This is a genomic window from Micromonospora sp. WMMC415, from assembly GCF_009707425.1.
Classification (GTDB): domain Bacteria; phylum Actinomycetota; class Actinomycetes; order Mycobacteriales; family Micromonosporaceae; genus Micromonospora.
The window spans coordinates 3842360-3863242 of the sequence record NZ_CP046104.1 but is presented as its reverse complement, the minus strand read 5'-3'; the positions used below and the strand labels follow the sequence as shown (position 1 = coordinate 3863242).

The window sequence follows — 20883 nt, the reverse complement described above, 5'->3', positions numbered from 1 at the left end:
ACGGGGAGGTGGCCTCCGCGCGTCGATGGCCGGCGTCACGCCTCAGCGCAGCCGCCGGGCGGGGAATCGCACCGGCGGGTCGGCGATCGCGTCCTGGGCGGCGACCAGCTGGAGCTCCCGGCTGCCCGCCGCGAGTGTCGCCTCGAAAACGGCGAAGATCGACGACGTGGTGCGCTCCAGGGCCGTCGCGGGCGAGGCGGCCGTCGACAGGTGCGCGAGGTACAGGGCCGCGGTGACGTCGCCGCCGCCGTTCGGGCTGATCGGCAGCAGCGGTGTGGTCACCGCCCAGGCGCCCTCGTCGGACACGGCCACCATCTCCAGCGACCCCTCCGGCACGTCCCCGTGGAGCACGCTCGTGACGAGCACGTGCCGCGGCCCGGTCGCCCGCACCGCGTCCACCGCCTCCAGCACCTCGTCCAGGGACGTGGTCGTACGGCCGGCCAGGAAGTCCAGCTCGAACTGGTTCGGCGTGATGACGTCCGCGCGCGGGACGACCACGTCCCGCAGGTACTCCGGGATGCCCGGCCGGACGAACATGCCACGGCCGACGTCACCCATCACCGGGTCGCAGCAGTAGACGGCGTCCGGGTTGGCCGCCTTCACCAGGGTCACCGCGTCGAGGATCACCGCACCCATCGCCGGGTCGCCCTGGTAGCCCGACAGCACCGCGTCGGCGTCCCCCAGGACCCCACGGTCCGCGATGCCCGCGATCACCTCGGCGACGTCGGCCGGCGCGAGCAGCGGCCCGCGCCACGCGCCGTACCCGGTGTGGTTGGAGAAGTGCACGGTCAGCACCGGCCAGACCTCGTGCCCGAGACGCTGGAGGGGGAAGACGGCGGCGGAGTTGCCGACGTGGCCGTACGCCACCGACGACTGGATGGACAGGATCCTCACCGGCCCATCATGGCGGTTGCCACCGCGGCCGTACGCACGACCCGGCCCGCCGCCCTCAGCCCCGGGACGCCCGCCCGGTCCGGCCGGCCGTGACCCGCCGCGCCGACCTGCCCGTTTACGGGTGCCGGTAACGGGTGAAGGTAGGGTCAGTACCAGCTCATGAGGGGGGCCGCACCATGTCCGACACCAGCCACGACCGGGCTGACCGCCACGACCGCCCGGACGAGGTGACCGACCCGCTGCTGTGGGGGCTCGCCCTCGACGTGGCCGACGCGCACCAGCCCGACCAGGGCGGGGCCGACTGCGTCAACCTGCTCTGCGCCGGCCACGGCTGGCCCTGCGCCGCCTGGGAGAACGCCCAGCGCGCGCTGCAGATGGCCCAGGCGTCGCCCGAGCAGCGGCCGGCGACCGCCCCGGCCGACCGGTCGGACGACGCGCTGACCGGATGGTCACCGGTGCCCGCGCGCCAGCTGCGCCCGGCCGCTCCGGCGCCGGCGAGCCGCACCGGCGCCGCCGCCTGACGCCGCGCTGACCAGCGACGACGCAGCCCGGCCGTCGACCGGAATCGATCGGAGGTCGGGCCGATGGAAGTTCCATCACGGACCGCCCTGACGGTGTCCTTTCCGACAGATCCGGCGGGTTGTCGAACTGGCGGATGGCGGCGTGACCGACCCGACCGTTAGGCTCAACTGCCGAGTGGAGTCGTTCACCGCCGATCAATCATCTTCGCTCTGGGCCGACGTGACGGATATTCGCTGGTCAGCAGCACCGGAAGGCAGGCTGGAGTGGGCCGAGCAGAGGAGCCTGGGACCGAAATCGCCTATCGCGCGGACAGCAAGCGACTGGCGTTCGAGGTCTCGGGTGCGCCGGACGGACACCCGGTCTTCCTGATGCACGGCACACCGGGCAGCCGCAAGGGGCCGAAGCCGCGCGGCATCGTTCTGTACCGGTTGGGCGTGAAACTGATCACCTACGACCGGCCCGGCTACGGCGGGTCCGACCGGGTCGAGGGCCGCGACGTGGCCGAAGCCGCACGCGACGTGGAGGTCATCGCCGACCATCTCGAACTGCCCCGGTTCGCCGTCGCCGGCCGGTCCGGCGGCGGTCCGCACGCCCTCGCCTGCGCCGCCGACCCGGCGCTGCGCCACCGGATCACCCGCGTGGCGGCGCTGGTCGGGTTCGCCCCGTCCGACGCGCCCGAGCTGGACTGGTTCGCCGGGATGAACGACGACAACCTCAACGGCTTCGGCGCCGGCCGCTCCGACACGTCGGCCGTGGTGGAGGAGATCCGCCGCCGGGCGCAGCGGGCCAGCGAGGACCCGCGGCACCTGCTGGAGGACCTCATGGCGCAGATGACCATGGCGGACCGGCGGGCGGTGCGGGATCCGGCGCTGCGGAGAATGCTCGCCGACACCTTCGAGGACGCGTTACGCGCCGGCCCGTACGGGTGGATCGACGACGTGCTCGCGCTCCGCCGGGACTGGAAGTTCGACCTCGGCCTGATCGACACGTCGACGACCAGGGTGAAGCTCTGGCACGGCGCCGAGGACACCTTCGCCCCGGTCGGCCACACCCACTGGCTGGCGTCCCGCATCCCCGGCGCGGAGCTGGAGGTGCAGGCCGACGCGGCGCACTTCGACGCGATGGAGGAGCTGCCGCGCATCCTGCGCTGGCTCACCGCCGACGACGACGCGGTGGCGGTGAGCCGCGACCTGCTGATCGGGGCCCGTCCCGGTCAGTAGGGGTGCGGGTCGAGCACCCGCCGCACGTACCGTCCCTCCCGCAGGTTCACCACGCTCGGGTGGTGCTGCCCGATCCGGTTCGCCAGCCGGTCCGCGAGCCGCATCCGCTCGATGCTGCCGGCGCCGCCGGTCGCGGTCTGCTCGGCGACCGCCAGGTTTCCCCGCCCGCGGAGCGTGTCCGGATGGTCCTCACCCAGGGTCTCGCGCAGCCGGCCGACGACGATGCGCAGCTGCTCCCGCCCGGCCTCCAGCTCGCCGTGCAGGATCGTGAAGACGGCGAGGTTGTTGGCGACCGCCATGGTCAGCGGGTGGGTGCCGCCCAGCGCCGCGGTGACCGCCGCCGCCGTCCGCGCCGCCAGCTCCCGGGCCGGCACCACCTCACCGGCGTCCCACATCGCCACACTGCGGTTGTTGCGGCACACCAGCACGTACGGGTGCCCCTCGCCGAAGACCTGCGCGAACTGCTCCTCGGTCTCGGTCAGCTCGAGGCGGGCCCGCTCCCCCTCGCCCTGCAGCATCAGGTTCGCCGCGCGGGACAGGCGGCTGAACAGGGTGTCCGGGTTGAGCGGGCCGAACCCGGTGAGCAGATGCTCGTACGCGTCGTCGAGCAGCCGCGCCGCCTCGGCGATCTCGCCGGTGCTGCGCAGCGACGCGGCGAGGTTCGTCTGCGCGGTGAGCACGTTGCGGGACTGGTCGCCGAACAGGTTGCGGTACCCGGCCACCACCGTCTGGAGCAACGCCACCGACCCCTCGTAGTCACCGGCCTCCCGCAGGTCCCGCGCCAGGTTGTTGGCGGTGAGCAGGGTGCGCGGGTGGTCCGGCCCGAGCACCACCCGCAGCCGGCGGTAGGTGGCCTCGTCGCCGTCGAGGGCCCGCCGGAAGTCACCCATCAGCCGGTAGGACGCGGCCAGGTTGTTCGCGGCGGTCAGGGTACGGCGGTGGTCCTCGCCGAACACCTCCACCGAGGCGGCGTTCGTGCGCAGGTCCCGTTCCAGCGCGTCCGAGTAGCGGCCGATGGCCCGCAGGTCGCCACCGTAGCCGCCCGCCGTCATCAGGGTGTACGGGTGGCTGGACCCGATCAGCTTCTCCTGCGCGCCGAGCGTCTCCTCGTCGAGACGGCGGGCGTCGTCGAACCGGCCGAGGCCGCGCAGCAGGTTGGCCCGGTTGAACCGCAGGTGCAGCAGCTGCACCTGCAACGCCCGATGGTCCGGCGTGTCCGGGGCGAGCTGGGCCAGCAGCCGCGACCAGGCGGCGTCGGCCTGCTCGGCGTACCGGTGGCCCTGCGCGTACCCGCCGTTGAGGTAGATGTAGCGGATCCGGTCGATGATGAGCTGACGCACGTCGTCGTCGGGCGAGGAGAGCGCGTCGGCGCCGTCGAGGTGCGGCCAGAGCAGACGCAGCCGCGCCTGGGCGGCCGGATCCTCCACCTCACCTGACGGGCGGGAGCCGGCGAGGATGCGGTGCACGTCCTGCTTCACGCCGGCCAGTTCGTCGGGCGTCATCCGGGCGCGCAGCGCCGCCTGGAGCAGCCGGTGCACCTGGACCTGCTGGGCGTGCAGGTCGACCTTGACCAGGGCGAGGCGGTTGATGCGCTGCACGAGCGCGGCGGCGATGTCCCGCTCGGAGACGCGGTCGGCCACCCGGGCGGCCACCACCGGGTCGTGCGCCGCGATGACCTTGGCGACCTGGTCGCTGTAGAGCAGCTCCAGGGAGATCTCCGGGGCGAGCACCGACGCGAGCTGCAGCAGCCGGTACGCGCCTGCCGACCCCTCCCGCAACCGCTGGAGGGAGAAGTCCCAGATGTCCTCCGCCGGGCCGGTGCGCTCCAGGCCGGTCAGGTAGTCGGCGACCGGGGTGCCGGTGTCGGCCAGCCACGCGCCGGCCATCGCCACGAAGATCGGCACGTTCTCGACCGCGTCGGCGACCTGCTCCGCCTCACCTTCCGTGATCGACCGCTCGCCGACGCGGGCCCGCAGGTGCGCGACGCTCTCCGCCCGCTGGAACGCCTCGACGTCCAACGCCCGGGCCAGGTCGCCCCAGTCCGGGTTGCGGGTGGTGACCAGCACATGCCCGACGCCCTGCGGCAGGTAGTCGCGGACGTGCTCGTACTGGTCGACGTTGTCGAACACGAGCAGCCACTGCTCGGGCGGACCGCCGTCCGGGCGGCGCTCGGGGCGGCTGAGCCGCTGCCGCACCGCCCGCGTCATCTCCGGGATGGTGGGCTGCCGGGGCAGGCCCAGCTCGGCGCCGAGGTCGGCCACCCGGACGTCGACGAACTGCGGCGGGTCCGCCTGGACCCACCAGATGACGTCGTACGCGCCGCGGAAGCGGTGCGCGTACTCGATCGCCAGCTGCGTCTTGCCGATGCCCGGACCACCGCGCAACGCCACCGGGATGCCGATGCTGCCGGCGGCCTTCAGCTCCTCCCGGAGCTGGCGCAGCAGCTCCTCCCGGCCGGTGAACCGCAGGTTGCGGCTGGGCGGGTTGAACACCGGCGCCCGGGAGCCCGGGTAGCGGGCGGTGCGCACCACCGGATGGCCGTGGCCGGGCGGCGGGGTCACCCCGACCAGCTGCACGAGCCGGTCGACGGCCTCCTCGGCGGCCAGCTCGTGCAGCGACACCCAGCTGCCGATCGGGGCGTCCGGCGAGGGGGTGGTGCTGTCCACGTACACGATCAGTGCCGCGCCCGACCGGCGCGGATCGACCTGCTCGTCGTGTGCGGCCCGGTAGGAGCGGGAGACCAGCGTGACGTCACGGGTCACCGTGCCGGCCCGCACCGGCGACAGGTCGTCCACCGCCGCCGTGGCCACCCGCAGGTCCACGGCCGTGAGCACGGCCTGCACCCACTCCGCCCAGGCCTGGTCCTGCGGGACGTGTCGCAGCACGATCAGCTCGTCGGCCACGGCCGGCTTGCGCTCGAAGCGGGCGACGGTACGCCGGCGCAGCGCCTCGTCCATCCGCGGCAGCGCGGCGAACCGGCCACCGGTGATGTGACCCGTCAACGTCTCGTACGCGGACAGCAGGGTGGTGCGGCCGCCCGGGATGTCGCCGAAGGTGGCGAGGGTCTCCTCGTACGCGTAGTAGGCCCGGTAGGGCACCTCGACGGTGAGCCAGTACTCGCGCCGCTCGGCGTCGGTCATCCCGCCGGGGAGCCCGGCGAAGCGCTGCATCGCCACCGCCCGGCCGGCGTCGGCCTTGCCCTTCTCCCCCTCGTCCACCCGCATCGGCACCGGCAGCACCCGCCGGGCCCGCCGCCCCTCGTAGCCGCGGACCCGGGCGGCGACCGTGGCGGCGCCGTCGATGCCCTGGTCGCTCAGCGTGAAGCAGTCGACCAGCACGTCCGGCAGGTGGATGGTGCAGATCTCGGCGACGTCGCTGATGCCGGTGCGGCTGTCGATCAACGTCCAGTCGTAGTGGCGCTTCATGTCCTCGCGCAGCGCGTCGAAAAACAGCGCCCCGCCCAGCCGGTTGTAGAAGTTGTCCCAGTTCAGGCCGGTGACGCTGCTCGCGTAGTCCGGGTTGTGCCGGCCGGCGAGCAGCAGGTCGAGGCTGCCGCCGCCGGGGAACTCCCAGTTGACGGAGAACGCGTACTTCTGCACCTTGGCCAGGTGGCGGTGCCAGTCGCTGGGCCGGGACTCCACCGGCTCGGCGAGCCCGGCGGCCTCGGCCTCCCGGCGGCGCTTCAAATTCGCCCACTCGTACTCGACGATCAGGTCCATCACGCCGCCGGTGGAGGCGACCTGCTCGTGGTCGAGGAACGGCGTGAAGAACCGGTGCAGCCCCGGTGACTCCAGGTCCCAGTCGGCGACGAGGACCCGCTGGCCGTTCGCGGCCAGGATCCAGGCCGTGTTCGCCAGGGCCATCGTGCGGCCGGTGCCGCCCTTGTACGAGTAGAAGGTGACGACCTGACCGTCGCGCCGTTCCGTCATCGGTCCTCTCCTCGTCGCCGCTGGTCGGATGGGTCGGTCGGGCGCAGGCTGGGCCGCGGTGCGCCCGGGGTGTCCTGCGGGTAGAGCGGGCCGTGCCGGAGGAACTGCTTCCGTGCCTCGATCACCAGCAGCGGCGCGCTGCGCTCGAACTCGTCCACGCCGTGGACCGGCCGCACCTCCGGGAACCGGGCCTCGCGCAGCGCGGCGTCGATCTCGTCGGCCCCCGCCGCCCGGGCCGTCCCACCGGGTGCGGCGTCGGCGCCGGCCACGACCAGCGGCACGACCCAGCGCGGCAGCCCGGCGACCGCCTCCCGGACCGCCGCCGCGCCCAGCTCGGCGTCGATCAGCAGGACGGTCGGGCTGTCCGGGGCGTGGTCGCGGGCGCCGGCGAACTCGACGACCCGGGTCGGCAGCCCCAACCGTTGCGCGGTGGCGGCCACGTAGTCGGCGATCGTCAGCACGTGCCGCCCGGCGAACGGCCGCCACTGCCGCCCGTCCGGCCCGGCGAGCGCGGTGACGACCAGCGCCGGGTCACCCCGGTCCTCCACCCGGGCGGCGCCCAGCGGGGCGGCCCGCGAGCGGCGCAGCGGCGCGGTCTCGGTCACCGCGATGATCCGCTCGGCGAGGGCGCTGAGCACCAGGTCGTACTGCCGCCGGTAGGCGCTGAGCTTGCACAGTGCCCGCAGCCCGTTCTCCGCGTACTCGGTGGGGCCGCCGACCAGCTCCACCGCCTCGGCCATCTCCGGCCGGTCGTCCCAGGGCGGAAAGGGGATCCACAGCACCGGCAGGATGTGCCGGCCCGCGTCGGCCGGCGGCAGCAGGCCCAGCCGGGACCGGAAGGCGGCCCGCTCGCCGACGGCCCAGGCGTTGCTGAAGTAGTTGGGCGAGTAGAGCGGCACGAAGACGTGGGTGAGGCTGAGCGCGTCGGTGAGCGCCTGCTTCAGGTCGGCGCCGGGGGCCACGAGCCCGTCGAAGAACCCGATGTCGAGGTCGCCGGCGCGGCGCGCGCCCCGCTGCACGGCGGCGTGCAGGTCCTGGAAGAACCGGCTGACCCAGTAGTCCGTGTCCGGACGGGCCGCCGCCGACAGCGGCACCGAATGGGCGTAGCTGAGGAAGAAGTACGTCTCCCGGCCGGCGCGGGAGCCGCTGGTGTCAGTCCAGCTCATCGCCGGCCTCCTCGAACCCCTCGCCGAGCTCCTCGATGCGCGACACGTACGGCTCGACCCAGTGCGTGTCCACCGCACGCACCACCCGCTGCGCGAGCCGCCACACCACCGCGTCGTACGCGTCCTTGCCGTTGCGGCCCAGGCTGAGCAGGCCGTAGATGCCCTCCTGCTGGTACTGCGGGGCGATGTCCGGCGGCAGCCCGGTCGGGGAGAACATCTGCCGCCGCCGGATCGCGTCCGGCAGGTGGCGGCGGCCCATCACCGACCAGTTCACCGGGATGATCGGCCGCTCCCCCGGGGTCGCCCGCGCGTCCGGGCGGCGCACCTGCCGGCGGCGCACGAACGCGTTCCACTCGCGGGCGCACCAGACGCTGCGCAGGTACTGCGGGGAGATCAGCGGAATGAAGACCTGACAGTGGCCGGTGGCGAAGGCCAGGTCGTCCGCCCACACCTGGCCGCCGTCGAGGACCCGGTCGAGGAAGCCGGCGGTGCTGCCCGCCGGCAGGCCCAGCAGCTCCGACACGTGGTCGGAGAGGTCGACGTAGAGCTGGAACACCTTCTGGTTGGTGTCCCGGGGCGGCTCGGCCGGCCGCTGCTTGGCCCGGGCGTAGCTGAGGAAGAACACGGGGGCGCGCGGGTCGACCCGGAACTCCTCCTCGCTCACCCGCCGCTCCCGTCCGAAGGGGACACTCCCGCGGCACCACAGTATCGGCAGTGGCAAACCCGGAGCCGCCCTCGTGTCCGGTGCCCGCTCATCCACCGGCCGGCGAAGTCGACGGCCGCACGCACCGGCAGCAGCCGGCCGGTGCCGGCGCCGACCCGGCCGCGCCGCACCTCCGGCCGGCGGTCCAGCGCCGCGCCGATCCGGGCGAAGTCGGAGTCGTCGAGATCGAGGGCGAGGAAGTCGCGCCGGACCCGGCGGCCCGCCTCGTCCCGGACGTAGCAGCGGTACGGACGTGAGGCGGGCGGTGGGTCGAGGCGGTACTCGGCGAGGTGGAAGGCCGTGCACGTGGCGTAGTCGACGCCGAGCAGCAGCACCAGGGCGTCGGCGGCGTACAGGGCCGCCTGCGGGGACCGCTCGCCCAGGTGGCACTCCAGGTCGTGGACGGCGGTCAGGGCGGCGGCGGCCGGGCCGAGCGCCGCGAAGGACGTCTGCGGGTGCCGGCTGCGCACGGCCCCGGGCTGCCGTCGCACGTGCTCGGCGAGCGCTCCCATGCCCTCGGACGGGCTGCGGTCCGGGTCGAACGGCGGGATCCGGGCCTCCACCGCGGCCGCCTCGCGCGCGGTCAGGCCGGCAACGGCGGTGCGGAACGCCGGCGACGTGTTCGAGTTGCCGGCGGTCTGCGTCGGCACCACCACCGTCCCGGCCGGGCCGAGCACGTCGCACAGGGCGGCCAGCACGGCCGCCGGGCCGCCCGCGACCGGCCCGATCCGGCGCAGCGACGCGTGGACCAGCACGGTCGCGCCGATCGGCAGGCCCAACGCCCGCAGGTCGGCGGCCAGCCCGGCGCGCCCGACGGTCATGACCAGCTGTCCACCGTGGCGCGCATCCGGGCGGCGAACCGCTCCCCCGCCGGTGTCAGCACCCCCAGCCCGAGCAGGGCGTCGAGCGCGCCGTCGGTCCAGTCGCGGTACCGGCGGTGGTGGGCGGCGGCCTCCGCGCCCGGCCGCCGGCGCCACACGTCCGCGACGCCGAGGTGCGCGTACGTGCCGTGCAGCACGCCCTCCACCGGACGCGGGTCGTTCCGCCACGGCACGGTGAGCAGCCGGGAGTCCCGCCGGTCGACCAGTTCGCAGACGTCGAGCACCCCGTCGAGCTTCAGGTGCTGCACCTCGTGGACGAGCAGCACGGCGAGGGCCGCGTCGTCGGGGACCGGCGTGACGGCGACGGCGCCGAAGGCGGACGCGGCGGCGGCGCTGCGCTGGCGGCCCCGCCGGTCCGGCCGCATCGGGACGACCGCGCGCAGCAGCGCCCGCACCCCGGGGGCGTACGCCTGCGCCTCGGCGTCGATCCGGCCCACCGCCGCGGTGAGGTGGGCGGCCCACCGGGCGGCGGCGTCGGCGGCCAGCCGCGGCGCGACCACGAGATCCTGGTAGCTGTCCCGGTACGGGTCGGTGTCCTCGATCAGCACGTCGGCTGCGCCGGCGCGGCGCACCGGGCGCCAGACGGATGTCTCCTCGCCGGGCCGGACGTCGACGGACCACCCGGCCCCGCGCACCCGGAAACCCCCGTCCACCGTGGTCAGCAGGACGGGACCGGGCAGCTCCGGCAGGGCGAGCGCCCCGAGGGTGGGCAGGGCGAGCACGCCGTCGCGGACCGGCACGTCCAGGTCGACGCGGGCATTCGCGCGGACCGCCGCCGCCGCGGCCACCGCCGCGAGGCGAGCGACGTCGGCCAGCGCCGGCCGTTCCAGACACCGGTGCGCCCAGCGGCGGACGAACGGGTGGCCCAACACGTCCCGTACCGCCCCCGGCGCGGTGACGTCCAGGTCGACCAGCTGCTCCCAGGCCGCCGCCGCGACCGGGTGCCCGGCCGTGGCCGGGCTGAGCGCGACCAGCAACGCCCGGGTCTTGGCCAGGTGGACGGCGGCGAGCTGGCGGACCGAGGCGTCGGTGCCGTGGCCGGTGCCGAGGTCGTCGAGCACCTTCGGGGCCAGCTCGTCGGGCCCGCCGTCGTCGTCGGCCGGCTCGCCCGCCGGGTCGACGCGGTCGGCGGCTTGGTCGACGCGGTCGGCGGCTTGGTCGACGCGGTCGGCGGCCGCTGATCGACTCGATGCCGGCGGCATCGCGGCATCCGGACCGCCCGGACCGGCCGATGCCGCCGGCATCGCGGCGGACCCGGCCGGGCGGGCCGGTGGCGAGGGTGGGCCGCCGGTGACGCCCTCGATCAGGTGGGCCAGGTCGGCGCAGTAGACCGACGGGTTGTCGAAGCCGGTGCCCGGACGGTACCGGTGGGCGAACAGGCCGCCGCCGCACTGGCGGACGACCGGGCAGGCGCGGCAGGTGGCGGAGAGGCCGGCGAGCCCGGCCTGCCGGACGGCGACCATCGGGTGGGCGGCGACCACGTCGACCGGATGCGTGAAGACGTCCAGGCCGGTGGCCGGCGCACCGTCGTACGCGGACTTGAGCGAATCGACCTGCTCGTAGCTGCCGTCGGTCTCGACGACCGCCAGGTCGGCGGCGGCCAGCCCGACCGCCTCGGTGCGGGTGACGCCGCCCGCGGCGGTGGCCAGCAGCGAATCCAGCAGCCGGATCGGCACCGGTCGCCCGTCGGCCGTCCAGGCCCGGTGCACGGCGAGCAGCCAGTCGGCGTACGGGGTGGGGACGCCGGCGGGGCGCGGCGGGGGGCGCTCCCAGTTGGCGTGCGGCAGGAGGAAGTCGATGTGCGGCGGGTCCTCGGCGAGCAGCGCCCGGTAGACGGCGACGGGATCGTTGGCGAGGTCGACCGTGCAGAGCAGCCCGGCGTAGCACGGCCGGAACTCGGGGCGGCGCAGCAGCGCCAGCGCCCGCAGCACCTTGGCGTGGCTGCTCGCGCCGGAGGCGTACCGGCGGTGGCGGTCGTTGGCGACCCGGTCGCCGTCGAGGGAGATGCCGACCGCGACGCCGTGGGTGGCGAGCACCTCGGCGATCTCCTCGGTGAGCAGCACGCCGTTGGACTGCATGCGCAGGTCCAGCCGGGTCACCGGGTCGAGCCGGCCGCGCAGCTCGGCGGCGGTGGCCGCCAGCCCGGCGGCACCGGCGAGCAGCGGCTCACCGCCGTGCAGCACCACCCGCACGGCGTCGAGCCGGTGCGCGACCGCGTGCTCGGCGATGCGCCGGGCGGCGGCGGCCACCGTGGTGGGGGCCATGGTGTGCGGCTGGCGGCGCCAGGACTGGTCGGGATGCTCGTAGACGTAGCAGTGGTCGCAGGACAGGTCGCACCGGCTGACGATCTTGAGAACGAACTGACTCAGCGCTACGGCCGACGCGGGCCGTCCGGGCGTCGCGGGCTCACCGGCCTCAGATCGAAGAGCCGAAGGCTGCGACATCGACGCGGGCCGGCTGGTCCACGGTGCGGGTGTCGGGCAGCGCCACGGTGCGGGCGCGGGAGAGCGGAATCTTGCCGAGCGGAGTGCGCCGGAGATCGGCCAGCGGAGCGGTGGTCGTCGACCGGCCTGCGTTGCGATCCACGTGAGTCCCCCCATCGGACTTGTGGGTCAGCGGGAGCCACCCGGGACGGCGGCCCTAGACAACTGTCGATGAGTCTACAACACGCCGAGTAGTCTCAGCGGCGCGGTACGCCATCTTCTTCAAGGGTTCTCGCCATCCAGACCTCATTGGACAGTGCGATGAGACGTTCCGCCTCGGCCACGACCGCGTCGTCGTCGGCCCAGCCGTCCCCGTCCCGCCGGGCGCGGAGCAGCCGGACGAGCTGGTCGGCGGTGCGCGCGTACTCGATCTGCTGGTGCTCGTACTGCTGGGCCGCGCCGTACCCCACCACCGCCGTCGTCACCGTGGCGACGACGCCCACCCACGCGGCGAGGCCGAGCCCGTCCCCGAGCACGCCGACCACCGCGGAGAGCACCGCGCCGCCCGCGGTCAGGCCCGTCGTGACCACCCGGACCCGGCGGGCGGCGGCGCCCGTCCGGCGGGCCTCCGGCAGGTAGTACCGCTCGACCTGCCGGTCCACCCGCCGCAGCAGGTACGACGGGACGTCCGACACCTCCGGCAGGGGTCGGGACCGCGGTGCGACGTCGACCGTGTGCCCGACCAGGTCACCCGCCTCGTCCACGATCGCGTCCGCGCGGCTGAGCAGCACCGCGTCGCGGTCCGGCCCCCGGTACGGGGCGACCCCGGCGAGGTGGCGGTGCACCTCGGCCTTCAGCGACTCGGCGACCGACCGCAGCCGCGTCCAGACCTGCACCGGCTCACGGGCCGTCGACCGGGCGGCCAACGGAACGAGGCCGAACGCCGCGGCGGCGATGATGGCCAACGCCCGGCTCGCCGCCAGGTGCACGCCGCCGAGCTGCGCGGCGGCGGTGGCGGCCACGGCGGCGACCACGGTCAGGCCGGCGACCAGACGGCGGCCCCGGACGATGCGTCGCCGCGCCGCGTCCGCCGCCCGGGACCACACACCCTGCTGCTGCCAGACCGTGTCGAGCACGGCTGGGGGATCGACGGTCGACACTCCCCGAATGGTAGGGCACCCGGTCCGCTCCCCCGGCCGCGCGAGCACTTGCGCTCTGGCTGCCGGCCACCGGCCGCACCGACGACGATCCGCCGCCGGCGACGTCACCGCTCCGACGCGTGCGGGCAGCAGACGGTCAGCGCGCCGGGCACCACGCGGACCTTGAGCTTCGTCACCGCACCCCGGGCACCGCCGTCCAGCTCGTACGTCCGGGGCGCGGCGAGCCTGACCCGCACCCGGCGGCCCCGGGTGATGCGCACGAACGGGGATTCCGCGGAGCGGCCGGCCGCCATCCGGCCGAGCGTCCGCGCCCAGTCGACCGCACCGTTCGCGGTCGACACCCCGACCTCCAGGGCGCCGTCGTCCGGGCGGGCGTCGTCGAACGCCGGGATGCCGCCGGTGATCGTGCCGACGTTGCCGAACAGCACGCAGCTCGCCTCGCCGTCGAACCACTCGGCGCCGTCGACCCTGATCCGGGTGGGCACCAGTTCGCCCCGTACGTGCCGCAGCCCGGTCCACAGGTAGGCGATCCTGCCGAGCCGGCCCTTGAGCTTCCGGTCGGCCTCCCGGATCAGGTCGCCGTCGAAGCCGGCGCCGGCCATCACCGCGAAGTGTTCGCCGTTGAGCTTCCCCAGGTCGAGGGCGCGACGCGGGCCGTGCAGACCGATCCGGACGGCCTCCGGCAGGTCCTCCGGGATGCCCAGGTTCGCGGCGAAGAGGTTCGCCGTGCCGGCGGGCAGGATCGCCATCGGCGTGCCGGTGCCGGCGAGGGTGTCGGCGCAGCGCTGCACCATCCCGTCACCGCCCCACACGAAGACCAGGTCGGCACCCTTCTTCAGCGCCTTGCGCACCTTCTTCGGGGCCTTGCGGCTCTTCGGCACCTCGTACCAGATCAGGTCGTCGACGCCCGCCGCAATCAGGTCGGCGCGCAGGGCGTCCAGGCCGCCCCCGAGGGTCTTCTTCCGGTGCGCGACGACCGCGACCGTGCCGACGCCGGTCCCGGTCGGCGTTGCGGCGCGCTCCGCCGTACTCATGCTCATGCCCGCCGGTGTTACCCAACCGGCGTGATTCCCATGCTGGCCACGGAGGCCGCCCGATCCGCTTCACGCCTCCTCCGGGGCACGCGGACCGTGGCCTTCGGGCTGCCGCGCGACCCATACCTGACCTCGACGGCTTCCCGTCGCGGCCAACTGTGCGACGGCCGCCGGCAACCACGGAAAAGGCGTTAATCTCCTGACCGCTTTCCGACAGGAATGACGACTGCGGCAAAAGCGAGAGGACTGGTCACACCGCCGACGAAGGGGCTGCGGCGGTCGAGCATCCGACAACGTAACAGAATTCGCAATTGTCTGGGATCTACTCCCATTGCCCATCGCTCGACGAGACAAATTCCGCAACAACTCGCCGAGCACTGCCGACGGGAAGGGAACGACATTGCCCAGAAAAAGAGACGCACTGATCGTCGCGGGCCTCGCCCTGGCGCTCAGTGTGGCCGGCGTGGGTCCGGCTCAGGCCGCACCCACCCCCGACGCCGGCGCCACCACCACCTTCCGCCTGGCAGCCGTCGGCGGCATCACCGACAGTTGGATCGTCCTGCTCAAGGACGGCAACCGGGAGCCCGCGCGTCGTGCCGGTGAGCGGTTGGCGGCCCGCCACCACGGCAGTGTGAAGCACGTCCTCACGTCGCTGAACGGCTTCACGACGCGCATGTCGGCCGCCGACGCGCGGGCGCTCAGCAAGGACCCGGCGGTCGCGCTCGTCGAGCAGGACGCCAGGATCGCCGGTACGGACGTCCAGCCGAGCCCCACGTCGTGGGGGCTGGACCGCATCGACCAGCCACGGCTGCCGCTCAACAGCGCCTACACCTACCCGAACACCGGCGCGGGCGTGCACGCGTACGTCCTGGACAGCGGCATCCGCTCCACCCACAACGACTTCGGCGGCCGGGCCACCCGGGACGCGGACTTCGTCGGTGACGGGCAGAACGGCAACGACTGCCACGGGCACGGCACACACGTCGCCGGCACGGTCGGCGGCGCGGCGCACGGCGTGGCCAAGGGCGTCCGGATACACGCCGTCCGGGTGCTGAACTGCGCGAACAGCGGGCAGTGGTCGTGGTTCGTGTCCGGCGTCGACTGGGTCATCGCCAACGGGGCCCGGCCGGCGGTCATCAACGCCAGCCTCGGCGGCGGCGGCAACACCGCGGCCGACGCCGCCGTGAACCGGGCGGTCACCGCCGGCATCCCGGTCGTCGTCGCGGCCGGCAACGACAACGCCGACGCCTGCGGTTTCTCCCCCGCCCGGGTCCCGGCGGCGATCACCGTCGCGAACGCGACCTCGGCCGACGCCCGGTCCGGCACCTCGAACTTCGGCCGGTGCGTGGACCTGTTCGCGCCCGGGGCGGGCATCACCTCCGCCGGCATTGCCAGCGACACCGCCACCGCGGTGTTCTCCGGCACCTCCATGGCGTCGCCGCACGTGGCCGGCACGGCGGCGAAGATCCGCCAGCGCAGTCCGTCGAGCACGCCCGCGCAGATCGCCACGATGATCATCAACGAGTCCACCCCCGGCGTCATCACCGACGCCCGCCCGGAGACGCCGAACCGGATGCTGTTCTCCGGCAACGACGGCTTCGGCAGCAGCCACGGCGACTTCAACGGCGACGGCCGGGAGGACATCGCGACCTTCACCCGGGGTGGCGCCGGTGACGTCTACGTCGCCCTGTCGAATGGCTCCTCCTTCGTCGGCACGTCGGTGAAGTGGCACGACAACTTCGCCTTCGGCACCGAGTTGCCGCTCGTCGGGGACTTCAACGGCGACAACCGCGACGACATCGCCACCTTCACCCGCGGGGCCGCCGCCGACGTCTACGTCGCCCTCTCCAACGGCTCGTCGTTCGTCGGCACCGCCGTCAAGTGGCACGACTTCTTCGCCGTCGGCTCGGAGATCCCGGTCGTCGGGGACTTCAACGGCGACAACCGCGACGACATCGCCACCTTCACCCGCGGGGCCGCCGCCGACGTCTACGTCGCCCTCTCCAACGGCTCGTCGTTCGTGGGCACGAGCATCAAGTGGCACGACTTCTTCGCCGTCGGCTGGGAGATCCCCATGGTCGGCGACTTCAACGGCGACAACCGCGACGACATCGTCACCTTCACCCGCAGCGGCAGCGCCGACGCGTACGTGGCCCTGTCCAACGGCTCGTCGTTCGTGGGCACGAGCGTGAAGTGGCACGACTTCTTCGCCGTCGGCTCGGAGATCCCGACCGTCGGCGACTTCAACGGCGACAACCGCGACGACATCGCCACCTTCACCCGGGGCTCCACCGGCGACGTGTACGTGGCGCTGTCCAACGGCTCGTCCTTCATGGGCACGAGCGTGAAGTGGCACGACTCCTTCGCCTACGGCAGCGAGGTGCCGGGTGCCGGTGACTACACCGGCGACGGCCGCGACGATCTGGTGGTCTTCACCCGGGGCTCGGCGGCGGACGCCTTCGTCGCCCGGTCCACCGGCTCGTCGTTCGTCGGCACCGGCGTGAAGTGGCACGACTTCTTCGCCGTCGGCACCGAGATCCCGATGCCCGGCGTGCTCTGGTAGCAGCAACGGCCGTGGGCTCCAGGCGCCGCCTGGAGCCCACCGCTCGCGCGGAGGCGGTGACCGGGCAGAGTCGACAGCGCCCGCCGGACGCTGGCAAGGTGGCGGCAGTGCGCCTGAAGCGGCCCGGCAGCGGGGAGGCCAGAGATTGATCGCTCGACCAGGGCCGAGGCGGGAAACAAGGTTCCAGAGCGACCGGTTCACGTCCTGGCGGCAGGTCCAGAGCGGCCTCTGGGTACCGCCCCCTGCCGTCGAGCAGCACGGTGACCAGGACGAGCCGTCCCTACCGGCGGATGACCGTGGCGATCCAGCTGGTGCCCGTACCAGGTCGGAGAGGGACGCACTTCCGGGCCCCGCGCTCGTCCGAAGGCGACAGCGCGACGGTGGCCGCCAACGCACCATAGCGAAGCGACAACTGGTCGCCCTGGCACTACTGCTGTTGGTGACTGCCACCGCGAGCGGTGTCGGCTACGGGAGAGTGGCCTACCGGTCCGCACCGATCCAGGAGAACAGTGGTAGTCCGACCTACGTCGCCGACGTCCCGGCAAAGATCGAGTCGCTCTCCTTCGACGTGGCCATTGGCGACACGATTACCACCACAACCATCACGTTGACCCTCGCCGACTGGTCGCCGGGTGAGCCGCTGACCCTCAGTTCACCTACCGGAGACAAGGTTGACGTCGTCAGGCTGAACGCGCGGGCGGACGACGGCAGGTCGATCGGTTCTGACGGCTGGCGACATGTCGGTACGCCCGGACTCGGCGAGCGGGACGAGTCATATCTCGTACTCATCCCGCAGACGCTGCCGGCACCGTCCCAGGTCTCGGTCAGCCTCCGGAACGGCAGCCTGTCCCACTCCAGCCAGTACAAGTTTGTACGCACAGCGCGTATCGACGTCGCCGGCGAGCGCGGATCGGCGGCATCCGCTGGCGGCACCGTCTCCGTCCACACAGGCGCCTACAAGGTGGACCGCTTCGAGACGGACGGCGTAAGCCGGCCGGGCGAGTCCGAAGGTTCGATCACCAGGTACTCGCTGACCTCGTCTCGGGTGCCCGGCGCCAACGAGGACCGGCTTCCCGTACCCGCGGTGTCGATCGACCTCGTGGACGTAGAGCGGGAGCGTACGCGGGAGCCGGACCTGCTCGTCCTCGGCGCGGTCCTCGGTATGGCGGGAGCACTGGTCATCGAGATCCTGCTGACCACGGCCTACCTGAGCACGTCGAGAGCGTCAGCCGCGCGCGACCCGTAACGGCCGCCGGGGGGGCCGTCCCGTCATCGCACCGCGCACAGATCGCCTGCACCGATGCGGGCGATGGTGTCCCTCGGGCCGAGGCCCGTGGCGAAGCCCCTGATCGAGTGCTCCCCGACCGCGTCGGTTTCCACCCACCATTCGGGACCGAGGCTGGTCTCCGTCAGAACGAAGTTCCGGCCGTACAATTCGCGAGCCCTCGCCACGGTGTCGCCGAGGCGCAGTCCCTGGTCCGTCGACGCCTTCCCAACGTCCCAGGCGACAGGGGTGATCGGATCATCCGCCCGGGGACCGAAGAGGTAACCGGCCAGCCCGCGGTCGTTGAAGACGAGCACCACTCCGTCCCAGGCAAGGATCCTCGACGTCGCCGAGCTTTCGCAGACCATCTCGCGGACCTCCTCCGGACCCCAGCGCTCACGCAACCGCCCGCTGGCCTGTTCAATGGAGTCGCCGAACTCGGCGAGCGAGAATCCGTCATCGCTCAGCGTCAACCGATCCCGGTCGGCGGGCTCCTCGTCACCATGCAGCAGCGAACAGCCGGAACCGGTCAGGACCAGGAAGATCAGGAGGGCAGCGGCTGCGGCCCGCGTACGTCGTCGAGCACCAACCTCATTCATCGATGTGCCTCCTCGGCACGGCACGAGGATCCAGATATCTCAGTCTATGGACGGCGCGCGGCGGTGGCGGTCGCGCCGCTCGTACCAGCCGGTCCGGAGAGCGGATGGGCGGTGGCGCGCCGGTTCCGGCACCGCCACGTCCTGACGGCGACGCTGGCGCTCACCGGCGGCGTTCCCGTCCTGCGGGTCGTCGCCCCGAGCCGCGTCACGGCCGTGGTCGTCGTGGTCACCACCAGCGCGTCGTTCGCCGTCCTCAACGTCGCCGCGCTGTCGCTCCGGCAGCGGCTCGTACCCGACGGGCTGCTCGGCCGGGTCGTGGCCGCCTCCCGCACGCTCACCTACAGCTGCACGGCCCTCGGCGCCCTCGCCGGCGGCGTACTCGCCGCCCGGGCCGGCCTGGTCGCGCCGTTCCTGCTCAGCGGCGCCGTCGCCGTCGTGGCGACGGCCGGCTGGTGGGTGGCGTCCCGGCGGAGCACCGCGACCTGACGCCGGGGACGCCGCCATCGCGGCGTCCCCGCCGCCGGTCAGAGGGTACGGGCGAGGCGCTCGGCGAGGATCCGGGTGAACCGGGACGGGTCGGCCAGTTCCCCGCCCTCGGCAAGCAGCGCCATGCCGTACAGCAGCTCGGCGGTCTCGGTCAGCGACTCCTCGGTGCCGCCCTGCTCCCGGGCCTTGCGCAGGCCGCTCACCAGCGGATGGGCCGGGTTCAGCTCGAGGATCCGCTTGACCTGCGGCACCTCGTGGCCCATCGCCCGGTACATCTTCTCCAGCGTGGGCGTGAGGTCGTGGGCGTCGCCGACGACGCAGGCCGGGGAGGTGGTCAGCCGGGACGACAGGCGGACCTCCTTGACCTGGTCGGCGAGCGCGCCGCTCAGCCAGGCGAGCAGGTCGGCGTACTCGGTGCGCTGCCGCTCCCGCTCGGCCTCGGCCTCCTTCTTCTCCTCCTCGGTGTCCAGGTCGACCTGGCCCTTGGCGATCGAGCGCAGCGTCTTCCCGTCGTACTCGCCGACCCGCTCCACCCACACCTCGTCGACCGGGTCGGTGAGCAGCAGCACCTCGTAGCCCTTGGCGCGGAACGCCTCCATGTGCGGCGAATTCTCGATGGTGGCGCGGTTCTCGCCGGTGGCGTAGTAGATGTCGGTCTGGCCGTCCTTCATCCGGCCGACGTAGCCGGCGAGGTCGGTCGGCTCGGCGGCGTCGTGGGTCGAGGCGACCGACAGGATCTCCAGGAGGGTGTCCCGGTTCTCCGTGTCGTCGATCAGGCCCTCCTTGACCGCGGCGCCGAACTCGGCCCAGAAGGTGCGGTACTTCTCCGGCTGGTCGGCCTTGAGGTCCCTGACCGTGGCGAGGACCTTCTTCACCAGCCGACGACGGACGACCTGGATCTGCCGGTCCTGCTGGAGGATCTCCCGGGAGATGTTCAGCGACAGGTCGTGCGCGTCGACCACGCCCTTGACGAAGCGCAGGTACCCCGGCATCAGCGCCTCGCAGTCGTCCATGATGAAGACGCGCTTGACGTAGAGCTGCACGCCGCGTCGGCCCTGCGGGGCGAACAGGTCGAGCGGGGCGTGCGAGGGCAGGAAGAGCAGCGCCTCGTACTCGAAGGTCCCCTCACCCCGCATGTGCACGATCTCGAGCGGGTCGGCCCAGTCGTGGCTGACGTGCTTGTAGAACTCGTGGTACTCGGCCGGCTCGACCTCGTCGCGGGGCCGCGCCCACAGCGCCTTCATGGAGTTGAGGGTGGCCACCTCGGTGGTGGGCTCGCCGCCGTCCGCGCCGGGCCGCTCGACGGCCATCCGGATGGGGTGGGCGATGAAGTCGGAGTACCGCTTGACGATCTGCCGAATGGTCCACTCGGCGGTGTAGTCGTGCAGGTTGTCGTCGGTGTCGGCCGGCTTGAGGTGCAGGGTGACGGCGGTGCCCTGCGGCGCGTCCTCGACCGGGGCGATCGTGTACGTGCCCTCGCCGGTCGACTCCCAGCGGGTGCCACCGGTCTCCCCCGCCCGGCGGGTGACCAGCTCGACCCGGTCGGCGACCATGAACGCGGCGTAGAAGCCGACGCCGAACTGGCCGATCAGCTCCTGCGAGGCGCCGGCGTCGGTCGACTCGCGCAGCTTGCGCAGCAGCTCGGCGGTGCCCGACTTGGCGATCGTGCCGATCACCTGGACGACCTCGTCCCGGGACATGCCGACGCCGTTGTCCCGCACCGTCAGGGTGCGCGCCGCCTTGTCGACCTCGATGGCGATGTGCAGGTCGGACGTGTCGACCTGGAGATCCTTGTCGACCAGCGACGCGAGGCGCAGCTTGTCCAGCGCGTCCGACGCGTTCGAGATCAGCTCCCGCAGGAAGACGTCCTTGTTCGAGTAGATCGAGTGGACCATCAGCTGGAGCAGCTGACGGGCCTCGGCCTGGAACTCCAACGTCTCGGTGCTCACACCGTGTCCTTTCGTCCGCGCAGCCGGTGCCGGGGCGCGCCGGCCCGGGCCGGCGCGTTCCGAAGGGGTTCGCCGAAAGGATACGAGCAC

Annotated in this window: 16 protein-coding genes; 5 read left to right on the top strand and 11 right to left on the bottom strand. The window is 73.2% G+C overall.

Annotation, left to right across the window (positions count from 1 at the left end; translation table 11 throughout):
- Positions 1-42 precede the first annotated feature (42 nt).
- Positions 43-894: a pyridoxal kinase PdxY gene (gene pdxY, locus GKC29_RS18165; RefSeq protein WP_155331963.1), complete on the bottom strand. Its 852-nt coding sequence runs from the start codon at positions 892-894 to the stop codon at positions 43-45.
- Between the two features lie 176 nt (positions 895-1070).
- Here pdxY and GKC29_RS30030 point away from each other — a divergent pair, with 176 nt between their 5' ends.
- A complete protein-coding gene (locus tag GKC29_RS30030) occupies positions 1071-1415 on the top strand; it encodes a hypothetical protein (RefSeq protein WP_230688687.1) in 345 nt (114 codons plus the stop codon).
- 264 nt (positions 1416-1679) lie between these two features.
- Positions 1680-2636, top strand: a complete 957-nt coding sequence (locus GKC29_RS18155; RefSeq protein ID WP_155331962.1) for an alpha/beta fold hydrolase — start codon at positions 1680-1682, stop codon at positions 2634-2636.
- On the opposite strand, the gene fxsT is transcribed toward GKC29_RS18155, so the two are convergent.
- The 8 genes from fxsT to GKC29_RS18115 all read right to left on the bottom strand — a co-directional run bounded on the left by fxsT (position 2630) and on the right by GKC29_RS18115 (position 13938).
- A complete protein-coding gene (fxsT, locus tag GKC29_RS18150; protein ID WP_155331961.1) occupies positions 2630-6565 on the bottom strand; it encodes an FxSxx-COOH system tetratricopeptide repeat protein in 3936 nt (1311 codons plus the stop codon). The genes GKC29_RS18155 and fxsT overlap by 7 nt on opposite strands.
- Positions 6562-7731, bottom strand: a complete 1170-nt coding sequence (locus tag GKC29_RS18145; protein ID WP_155331960.1) for a TIR-like protein FxsC — start codon at positions 7729-7731, stop codon at positions 6562-6564. Before GKC29_RS18145 ends, fxsT begins: the two co-directional genes overlap by 4 nt.
- Positions 7718-8395 carry a TIR-like protein FxsC gene (locus GKC29_RS18140; protein ID WP_155331959.1) on the bottom strand — a complete coding sequence of 226 codons (678 nt, stop codon included), beginning with the start codon at positions 8393-8395 and terminating at the stop codon, positions 7718-7720. Before GKC29_RS18140 ends, GKC29_RS18145 begins: the two co-directional genes overlap by 14 nt.
- Positions 8392-9255: an aminoglycoside N(3)-acetyltransferase gene (locus GKC29_RS18135; protein WP_155331958.1), complete on the bottom strand. Its 864-nt coding sequence runs from the start codon at positions 9253-9255 to the stop codon at positions 8392-8394. Before GKC29_RS18135 ends, GKC29_RS18140 begins: the two co-directional genes overlap by 4 nt.
- The gene (locus tag GKC29_RS18130) at positions 9252-11759 is read right to left on the bottom strand and encodes an FxsB family cyclophane-forming radical SAM/SPASM peptide maturase (protein WP_155331957.1); all 2508 of its coding nucleotides are present in this window, start codon (positions 11757-11759) and stop codon (positions 9252-9254) included. Before GKC29_RS18130 ends, GKC29_RS18135 begins: the two co-directional genes overlap by 4 nt.
- Positions 11731-11931, bottom strand: coding sequence for an FXSXX-COOH protein (locus tag GKC29_RS18125; protein WP_155331956.1), 201 nt, complete (start codon positions 11929-11931; stop codon positions 11731-11733). The genes GKC29_RS18130 and GKC29_RS18125 overlap by 29 nt, the downstream gene beginning before the upstream one ends.
- A gap of 64 nt (positions 11932-11995) precedes the next feature.
- Positions 11996-12898 (bottom strand): DUF4231 domain-containing protein, encoded by a 903-nt coding sequence (locus GKC29_RS18120; protein ID WP_155331955.1) that lies wholly within the window; start codon positions 12896-12898, stop codon positions 11996-11998.
- Between the two features lie 104 nt (positions 12899-13002).
- Positions 13003-13938: a diacylglycerol kinase family protein gene (locus tag GKC29_RS18115; RefSeq protein WP_155331954.1), complete on the bottom strand. Its 936-nt coding sequence runs from the start codon at positions 13936-13938 to the stop codon at positions 13003-13005.
- Positions 13939-14332: 394 nt separating this feature from the next.
- On the opposite strand from GKC29_RS18115, the gene GKC29_RS30025 reads away from it, so the two are divergent.
- Together GKC29_RS30025 and GKC29_RS18105 are read left to right on the top strand one after the other, a co-directional pair.
- Positions 14333-16495, top strand: coding sequence for a S8 family serine peptidase (locus tag GKC29_RS30025; RefSeq protein WP_230688685.1), 2163 nt, complete (start codon positions 14333-14335; stop codon positions 16493-16495).
- Between the two features lie 439 nt (positions 16496-16934).
- Complete coding sequence (locus GKC29_RS18105) at positions 16935-17741, top strand: hypothetical protein (RefSeq protein ID WP_155331953.1); 807 nt, start codon at positions 16935-16937, stop codon at positions 17739-17741.
- Between the two features lie 23 nt (positions 17742-17764).
- Here the strand turns inward: GKC29_RS18105 and GKC29_RS18100 are convergent, their stop codons facing one another.
- Positions 17765-18358: a hypothetical protein gene (locus tag GKC29_RS18100; RefSeq protein WP_155331952.1), complete on the bottom strand. Its 594-nt coding sequence runs from the start codon at positions 18356-18358 to the stop codon at positions 17765-17767.
- Positions 18359-18469: 111 nt separating this feature from the next.
- On the opposite strand from GKC29_RS18100, the gene GKC29_RS18095 reads away from it, so the two are divergent.
- Positions 18470-18844, top strand: a complete 375-nt coding sequence (locus GKC29_RS18095) for a hypothetical protein (RefSeq protein ID WP_196255645.1) — start codon at positions 18470-18472, stop codon at positions 18842-18844.
- Positions 18845-18882: 38 nt separating this feature from the next.
- Here the strand turns inward: GKC29_RS18095 and htpG are convergent, their stop codons facing one another.
- Positions 18883-20793, bottom strand: coding sequence for a molecular chaperone HtpG (htpG, locus tag GKC29_RS18090; RefSeq protein WP_155331951.1), 1911 nt, complete (start codon positions 20791-20793; stop codon positions 18883-18885).
- Positions 20794-20883: the final 90 nt, after the last annotated feature.

What these genes read in the sequence shown, in the direction of transcription:
- GKC29_RS30030 (WP_230688687.1), top strand. Translation starts at nt 1,071, where the DNA reads ATGTCCGACACCAGCCACGACCGGGCTGACCGCCACGACCGCCCGGAC.
- fxsT (WP_155331961.1), bottom strand. Translation starts at nt 6,565, where the DNA reads ATGACGGAACGGCGCGACGGTCAGGTCGTCACCTTCTACTCGTACAAG.
- GKC29_RS18145 (WP_155331960.1), bottom strand. Translation starts at nt 7,731, where the DNA reads ATGAGCTGGACTGACACCAGCGGCTCCCGCGCCGGCCGGGAGACGTAC.
- GKC29_RS18135 (WP_155331958.1), bottom strand. Translation starts at nt 9,255, where the DNA reads ATGACCGTCGGGCGCGCCGGGCTGGCCGCCGACCTGCGGGCGTTGGGC.
- GKC29_RS18130 (WP_155331957.1), bottom strand. Translation starts at nt 11,759, where the DNA reads ATGTCGCAGCCTTCGGCTCTTCGATCTGAGGCCGGTGAGCCCGCGACG.
- GKC29_RS18115 (WP_155331954.1), bottom strand. Translation starts at nt 13,938, where the DNA reads ATGAGCATGAGTACGGCGGAGCGCGCCGCAACGCCGACCGGGACCGGC.
- GKC29_RS18100 (WP_155331952.1), bottom strand. Translation starts at nt 18,358, where the DNA reads ATGAATGAGGTTGGTGCTCGACGACGTACGCGGGCCGCAGCCGCTGCC.